Source organism: uncultured Sphingomonas sp. (genome assembly GCF_913062585.1).
Classification (GTDB): Bacteria; Pseudomonadota; Alphaproteobacteria; order Sphingomonadales; family Sphingomonadaceae; genus Sphingomonas.
Window position 1 is genome coordinate 34,404 of sequence record NZ_CAJXWX010000032.1, and the last position, 7,038, is coordinate 41,441.

General features: G+C 67.0%; 7 protein-coding genes. 5 read left to right on the top strand and 2 right to left on the bottom strand.

The annotated features are described in order from the left end of the window. Positions 1 to 19: 19 nt before the first annotated feature. A complete protein-coding gene (locus QZ546_RS16515; protein WP_017978495.1) occupies positions 20 to 730 on the top strand; it encodes a Crp/Fnr family transcriptional regulator in 711 nt (236 codons plus the stop codon). Here QZ546_RS16515 and QZ546_RS16520 read toward each other — a convergent pair. Both QZ546_RS16520 and QZ546_RS16525 read right to left on the bottom strand, forming a co-directional pair. Then, positions 727 to 1,263 carry a hypothetical protein gene (locus QZ546_RS16520; protein WP_017978494.1) on the bottom strand — a complete coding sequence of 179 codons (537 nt, stop codon included), beginning with the start codon at positions 1,261 to 1,263 and terminating at the stop codon, positions 727 to 729. The two genes, QZ546_RS16515 and QZ546_RS16520, sit on opposite strands and share 4 nt — an antisense overlap. 83 nt (positions 1,264 to 1,346) lie before the next feature. Next, complete coding sequence (locus tag QZ546_RS16525; protein WP_017978493.1) at positions 1,347 to 2,384, bottom strand: GAF domain-containing protein; 1,038 nt, start codon at positions 2,382 to 2,384, stop codon at positions 1,347 to 1,349. A 186-nt stretch (positions 2,385 to 2,570) separates the two neighbouring features. Here QZ546_RS16525 and adh point away from each other — a divergent pair, with 186 nt between their 5' ends. The 4 genes from adh (at position 2,571) to QZ546_RS16545 (ending at position 7,009) form a co-directional block, all read left to right on the top strand. Next, on the top strand, positions 2,571 to 4,082 hold the full coding sequence (adh, locus tag QZ546_RS16530; protein ID WP_017978492.1) for an aldehyde dehydrogenase: 1,512 nt from the start codon (positions 2,571 to 2,573) through the stop codon (positions 4,080 to 4,082). A 69-nt stretch (positions 4,083 to 4,151) separates the two neighbouring features. After that, positions 4,152 to 5,186, top strand: coding sequence for an alcohol dehydrogenase AdhP (adhP, locus tag QZ546_RS16535; protein WP_017978491.1), 1,035 nt, complete (start codon positions 4,152 to 4,154; stop codon positions 5,184 to 5,186). Positions 5,187 to 5,236: 50 nt separating this feature from the next. Beyond that, positions 5,237 to 6,751, top strand: a complete 1,515-nt coding sequence (locus QZ546_RS16540; protein WP_017978490.1) for an acetyl-CoA hydrolase/transferase family protein — start codon at positions 5,237 to 5,239, stop codon at positions 6,749 to 6,751. A gap of 60 nt (positions 6,752 to 6,811) precedes the next feature. Next, positions 6,812 to 7,009: a hypothetical protein gene (locus QZ546_RS16545; protein WP_367113544.1), complete on the top strand. Its 198-nt coding sequence runs from the start codon at positions 6,812 to 6,814 to the stop codon at positions 7,007 to 7,009. Positions 7,010 to 7,038 lie beyond the last annotated feature (29 nt).

The window sequence follows — 7,038 nt, forward strand, 5'->3', positions numbered from 1 at the left end:
GGCGCTATAGGGCAAGGCCATGATCCCAAACGACATCTGTGCCGATTGCGCGGTGCGCGACCGGGCCTTGTGCGGCAGCCTCGACGACCGGGAATTGCTCGCCCTGAACGCCATCGGCCAGCGCCGCCGGGTCGCGCGCGGCCAGACCATCGCCTGGGCAGGCGACGAGGCGGTGATCTGTGGCAACCTGCTGACGGGCGTGCTGAAGCTGGTCGCCGCCACCGCCGACGGCCGCGAGCAGACGGTCGGCCTGCTCTACCCCGCCGACTTCTTCGGACAGCCCTATGCGGGCGATGTCGACTTCACCCTGACCGCGCTGACCGAGGCGGAACTCTGCGTCTTTCCCCGCGCCGCGTTCGAGCGGGTGCTGGAAGATCATCAGCGCATGGAGCGCCTGCTGCTCCAGCGCACCTTCGAATCGCTGAACGAGGCGCGCGGGCGGATGCTGGTGCTGGCGCGCAAGTCGGCGGGGGAGAAGCTGGCGGGCTTCCTCCTCGACATGGCGGCACGCGCCGGGGCCAGCGGGTGCCGGGCCAGCCGCGACGGGCCGGTGACGTTCGATCTGCCGCTAACGCGCGGGCAGATCGCCGATGTGCTGGGTATGACGATCGAAACGGTCAGCCGCCAGCTGACTCGGATGAAGCAAAGCGGCGTGATCGGCCTGCCCGGCGGCCGCGCCATCACGATCAGCGACCGTGAGGCATTGGCGGCACGTGCCGAGGCCGCTTAAGCCGCCAAACTTTCCGCCAGCGCATCGACCAGCAGGCCGCGCGCCTCCGGGGTCAGCCGGTGCCCCGCCAGCGCGATGATGGCCAACTGCTCGAAATCGACCGCGCGGCGACATCCGGTGAAGAAGCTGCGCAGCATATGGCCCAGCGTCTCGGGCGCGGCGAAGGCATCCGCCTCGTCAAAGGCCGCGACCATTTCGCGCGCCGCTGCCGCATCCGCCTCATGCCGGTGGCGGACATGGTCGAGGAGCGTGTCGGTGAGCGGATCGGCCCGTCCGTTGGACAGCATCGCCTCCAGATAGACGCCGTCCGCCTGCGCCCCCCGCGTCACCAGCGCCTCCAGCGCCTGCAGGAACAGCGTCATGGTCGCGGCGTCGGGACGATCGGGCAAGGCGTCCGCCATCGCCTCCGCCTGCCCGCACAGCGCCAGCCGACGACGATGCTCCTGGACCAGGCGGATCAGGTCGATTTCCTGAATGACGTGCCAGCGCCGCGCGAACGACACGACGCTGCCTTGAAGCGGGTTGCGATCCATCGCGGGTCTTCTCCTTCGTCCCCCTGATGACGAAGGGCGGTGCACCCCGCATTGACGATGGTCAAAGCACCGGGCCGCAGCCCTCAGCGCTGGCGGGCGAGGTGCCGGTGGATGGTGCTGCGATGGACGCCCAGTTGCCGCGCCGCCGCCGAGACATTGCCGTCATGCGCCGCCAGTGCCGCGTCGATCGCCTCCGCCCGCTCGAAGGCCAGTGGGCGCGCCACCGATAATTCGATGCCGCCGCCCCGAACATCGGCGTCCCAACCACCGATCAGCGTCGCGCCATTCGTCAGGCGCAGATGTCCCCGCGCCGCCTGACCGCGCATATCAAGTAGCTCGCCCAGCGCGGTATCGTCCAACGCCTCCCAGCTGCGCCCGACCAGCGACAGGCCACGGCGATTGGCGGCGACCAACTGCTCGTCGCGGAACACCAATATCCCCTCCCGCGCGGTGCCCAGCATCGCCGCATCGTCGTGCATCCGCAGCACGCGGCAATCGGTGAAACCTGAGCGGAAAAGGCGATGCTCGATCTGATCGACCGCCAGCCGGATCAGACCCAGCGCATGGCCATGGCCATTTACCGACGGGCCCGAAATATCCAGCGCGCCGACGATCGCGCCGCGCGGGTCGAGTACGGGGGTTGCAGCGCAACTCAATACCGCATGCTCGGCAAAGAAATGCTCCGGACCATGGACGGCAATCGGGCGACGCTCGGCAATAGCGGTGCCGATCGCGTTGGTGCCGGTGCTCGCCTCGGTCCAGGACACGCCGGGGCGTAGCGCCACCTGCGCGGCGCGCGACAGGAAGCCGGTGTCGCCGATGCTGTCCAGGATCATGCCGTCCGCATCGGCCAGGATCACGACGCTGCCCGTATCGCGCGCCTCGCCCGCCAGCATCTCCAGTTCGGGGCGGCACAGACGGCGCAGCGACTCTCGCCGCTGGCGAAGCGCAGTGAGGTCGCTCTCGGTCAGCGGACCGCCATCACGTCGCCGTCCTTGCGCCAGGCCCATGTCGGTGCATCGTAACCAGGAGCGCAACACCGGCTGGCGCACGCTTTCCAGCGGCAACTGCCCCTCGTCGAAATAGGCGCGTCGCCCCTGCTCTATTCCGGCGCCGTCCATCGCCGCATCCTTCTCCCACTGTCGCAAGTTGCGACACTGGCGCGCCTTCGCGTTGCGCCATGCGACACATGCTACGCTTAGCCCGCAGAAAGTCCATCATCGCACAGACACTTCGTCGCGGATCGGCTTGTCGTCGGCTGGGGACAGGCAGAGCCTTTGTTTCATACGAAACGAAGGAGAGGTTGCATGACGATCCAGGAAGCCATCAAGGCCCGCACCGCGCCGCTCAAACAACGCTACGCCAATTTCATCGGCGGCCGCTGGGTCGATCCGGTCGATGGGCGCTGGTTCGACAATAGATCGCCGATTGACGGGCAAGTTATCTGCCAGGTCGCGCGCAGTCAGGCGGCCGATATCGAACTGGCGCTCGACGCCGCGCACAAGGCCAAGGACGGCTGGGGCCGCACCAGTGTCGCCGAGCGTGCGCTGATCCTCCACCGCATCGCCGACCGGATGGAAGAAAACCTGTCGCTCCTCGCGACCGCCGAGACCTGGGACAATGGCAAGCCGATCCGCGAGACGACCGCCGCCGACCTGCCGCTGGCCATCGACCATTTCCGCTATTTCGCCGGATGCATCCGCGCTCAGGAAGGCGGGATTTCCGAGATCGACCACGATACCGTCGCCTATCACTTCCACGAGCCGCTGGGCGTGGTGGGTCAGATCATCCCGTGGAACTTCCCGCTGCTGATGGCCTGCTGGAAGCTGGCGCCCGCGCTGGCCGCGGGCAATTGCGTGGTGCTGAAACCCGCCGAACAGACCCCTGCCTCGATCATGGTGCTGGCCGAACTGATCGCCGACCTGCTGCCTGAGGGCGTGCTCAACATCGTCAACGGCTATGGCGTCGAGGCGGGCAAGCCGCTGGCGCAGAACTCGCGCATCGCCAAGATCGCCTTTACCGGCGAGACGACGACCGGGCAGCTCATCATGTCCTATGCGTCCGAAAACCTGATCCCGGTCACGCTCGAACTGGGCGGCAAGAGCCCCAACATCTTCTTTTCCGACGTGGCCGCCAAGGACGACGATTACTTCGACAAGGCCATCGAAGGCTTCGCCATGTTCGCGCTAAACCAAGGCGAGGTCTGCACCTGCCCCAGCCGCGCGCTGGTGCACGAGTCCATTTACGACCGCTTCATGGAAAAGGCGGTCGCGCGGGTCGAGGCGATGATCCAGGGCGATCCGCTCGACCCCGCCACGATGGTCGGCGCACAGGCCTCGCAGGAGCAAATGGACAAGATCCTCGGCTATCTCGACATCGGTCGGGACGAAGGGGCCAAGGTGCTGACCGGCGGCACCCGCAACCGGCCCGAAGGGCTGGAGGGCTATTACGTCAAGCCAACCGTGCTCAGCGGCCACAACAAAATGCGGGTGTTCCAGGAGGAGATTTTCGGCCCCGTCGTCTCGGTCGCGACCTTCAAGGACGATGAGGAAGCGCTGCGCATCGCCAACGACACGCTTTACGGCTTGGGCGCGGGCGTGTGGACGCGCGACGGCACCCGCGCCTATCGCATGGGCCGCGCGATCCAGGCGGGCCGCGTGTGGACCAACTGCTACCACGCCTATCCCGCCCATGCGGCGTTCGGCGGCTACAAGCGCTCCGGCATCGGACGCGAGACGCACCGCATGATGCTCGATCACTATCAGCAGACCAAGAATCTGTTGGTCAGCTACTCGGCCAAGAAGCTCGGCTTCTTTTGATCCCGGTCAAAGCGGGGACGGTCGATCACTCCCATCCCCGCTCCATCATCATTCGAGAGGAGAATATCCATGGCCAAGACCATGAAGGCAGCCGTCGTCCGCGAATTCGGTGCCCCGCTCACCATCGATGAAGTCCCCGTTCCCGAGGTCGGCGACGGCCTGATCCAGGTCGCGATCCAGGCGTCGGGCGTCTGCCACACCGACCTGCACGCCGCCGAGGGCGACTGGCCGGTCAAGCCCAACCCGCCCTTCATCCCGGGGCATGAGGGCGTCGGCTATGTCTCGGCGGTCGGCAAGGGCGTCAAGCATATCAAGGAAGGCGACCGGGTGGGCGTGCCGTGGCTCTACACCGCCTGCGGCCACTGCGTGCATTGCCTGGGGGGGTGGGAGACATTGTGCGAGAGCCAGCTCAACACCGGCTATTCGGTCAATGGCGGCTTTGCCGATTATGTCATCGCCGACCCCAATTTCGTCGGCCATTTGCCCGGCAATATCAGCTTCACCGAGATCGCGCCGGTGCTGTGCGCCGGGGTCACGGTCTACAAGGGGCTGAAGATGACCGACACCAAGCCGGGCGACACGGTGGTCATCTCCGGCATCGGTGGGCTGGGCCATATGGCCGTGCAATATGCGGTTGCCATGGGCCTGAACGTCGCGGCGGTCGATGTCGACGACGCCAAGCTCGACCTCGCCCGGCGGCTGGGCGCGAAGGTGACGGTCAATGCCCGGACCGAAGCCGATCCGGCCGCGGCGATCAAGCGCGAGACCGGCGGCGGTGCGCAGGGCGCGCTCGTCACCGCGGTCAGCGAAAAGGCGTTTACGCAAGCCGTCGGCATGATGGCGCGCGGCGGCACGGTGGCGCTGAACGGCCTGCCGCCCGGCGACTTCCCGCTCAACATCTTCGGGCTGGTGCTGAACGGCATCACGGTGCGCGGGTCGATCGTCGGCACCCGGCTCGACCTGCAGGAGTCGCTCGACTTCGCGGCGGACGGCAAGGTGAAGGCGACCGTCTCCACCGCGCCGCTAACCGAGGTCAATGAGGTGTTCGACCGAATGCGCAAAGGCCAGATCGAGGGCCGCGTCGTCCTCGACCTCGCCGCCTGAAACCCCGGCGGGCGGCGGCTTCGGCCCCGCCCGCCGCCTTGGGAGTGACAATGACCGATCGTATCGCCTGCCCTGCCCTTCTTTCGCGTATCACCGATGCCGATACCGCAGCCGCATTGATCCGTCCGGGCGAAACCGTGGCGACCAGCGGCTTCACCGGATCGGGTTATCCCAAGGCCGTCCCGCAAGCACTGGGACGACGGATCGCAGCCCATCATAAGGAGGGGCGCCCGTTCCGCGTCAACCTGTGGACCGGCGCCTCGACCGGACCCGAACTGGACGGCGCACTGGCGGCGGTCGACGGCATCGCCCAGCGCCTGCCCTATAGCGGCGATCCGGTCGCGCGAGAGAAGATCAATCGCGGCGAGATCGACTATCTCGACATGCACCTGAGCCAGGTCGCGCCGATGGCGTGGGAGGGCGTGCTGGGCCCGCTCGACACCGCGATCGTCGAGGTGTCCGGCATCCGCGCGGACGGCTCGCTGATCCCCTCCTCCTCGGTCGGCAACAACAAGACCTGGTTGGACCGCGCGTCCCGCGTCATCCTGGAGGTCAATCGCTGGCAGGATGCGGCGCTGGAGGGGATGCACGACATCTATTACGGCACCCGCCTACCACCGGATCGCGTACCGATCCCATTGGTGCGCCCCGACGACCGGATCGGCACGCCCTATCTCGCCTGCGATCCGGACAAAATCGTCGCCATCGTCGAGACGGACGCGCCGGACCGCAACCTGCCCTTCGCCGCGCCCGACGACACGGCGCGCGCCATCGCCGGGCATATCATCGAGTTCCTGGCCCATGAGGTCTCGCGCGGCCGCCTGCCACCCGCGCTGCTGCCGATCCAGTCGGGGGTCGGCAATATCGCCAATGCCGTTCTGTCGGGCCTGATCGATGCGCCGTTCGAGCCGATGACCGCCTATACCGAGGTGATCCAGGACGGGATGCTCGACCTGCTCGATGCCGGCCGCTTGCGCATGGCCTCCGCCACCGCCTTTTCGCTCAGCCCGCAGGCGGCGGCGCGGCTCAACGCCGACATGGCCGCGTACCGGAACCGCATGATCCTGCGCCCGCAGGAAATCAGCAACCATCCCGAACTTGTCCGTCGCTTGGGGTGCATCGCGATGAACGGGCTGATCGAGGCGGACATCTACGGCAACGTCAATTCCACGCTGGTGATGGGATCGCGCATCCAGAACGGCATCGGTGGGTCGGGCGATTTCGCGCGCAACGCCTATGTCTCGATCTTCATGACGCCCTCGACCGCCAAGGGCGGCAAGATTTCCGCCATCGTGCCGCAGGCCTCGCATGTCGATCACATCATGCAGGACGTGCAGGTGATCGTGACCGAACAGGGCCTCGCCGATCTGCGCGGCCTGTCGCCGCGCCAGCGCGCACGGGCCGTGATCGAACGCTGCGCCCATCCCGATTACCGCCCGATGCTCGCCGACTATGCGATGCGGGCCGAGGGCGGTTCCTATGGCCTCCATGCCCCCGCGCTTCCTGGCGAGGCATTGTCCTGGCATCGGCGCTTCATGGAAACGGGGACGATGCTGCCCTCTTGACCGCGGTCAATGCGGCACGCGTGCCACCGATTCATCGGTACGGCAACCCAGGAGGACACCATGATCGCCGCCGATACCGAGATGCTCGTCACCCGCCACGGCACAGTGCTGCACGTCCGGCCCGCCCGCGAAGAGGACGAGCCCGCGCTCGCCGCCTTCTTCGCGAAGGTTTCGCCCGAGGATCTGCGCTTCCGCTTCCTGACCAGCGTGCGTGTTGGGGTGGACGGCTCCCAACGGCATCGCAATGTGCCACGATGAGGTCGTTGCCAGCCTCATATGAAGGAGCC

Coding starts and splice junctions, on each gene's coding strand:
- adh (WP_017978492.1), top strand. CDS start 2,571: ATGACGATCCAGGAAGCCATCAAGGCCCGCACCGCGCCGCTCAAACAA.
- QZ546_RS16515 (WP_017978495.1), top strand. CDS start 20: ATGATCCCAAACGACATCTGTGCCGATTGCGCGGTGCGCGACCGGGCC.
- QZ546_RS16525 (WP_017978493.1), bottom strand. CDS start 2,384: ATGGACGGCGCCGGAATAGAGCAGGGGCGACGCGCCTATTTCGACGAG.
- QZ546_RS16520 (WP_017978494.1), bottom strand. CDS start 1,263: ATGGATCGCAACCCGCTTCAAGGCAGCGTCGTGTCGTTCGCGCGGCGC.
- QZ546_RS16545 (WP_367113544.1), top strand. CDS start 6,812: ATGATCGCCGCCGATACCGAGATGCTCGTCACCCGCCACGGCACAGTG.
- QZ546_RS16540 (WP_017978490.1), top strand. CDS start 5,237: ATGACCGATCGTATCGCCTGCCCTGCCCTTCTTTCGCGTATCACCGAT.
- adhP (WP_017978491.1), top strand. CDS start 4,152: ATGGCCAAGACCATGAAGGCAGCCGTCGTCCGCGAATTCGGTGCCCCG.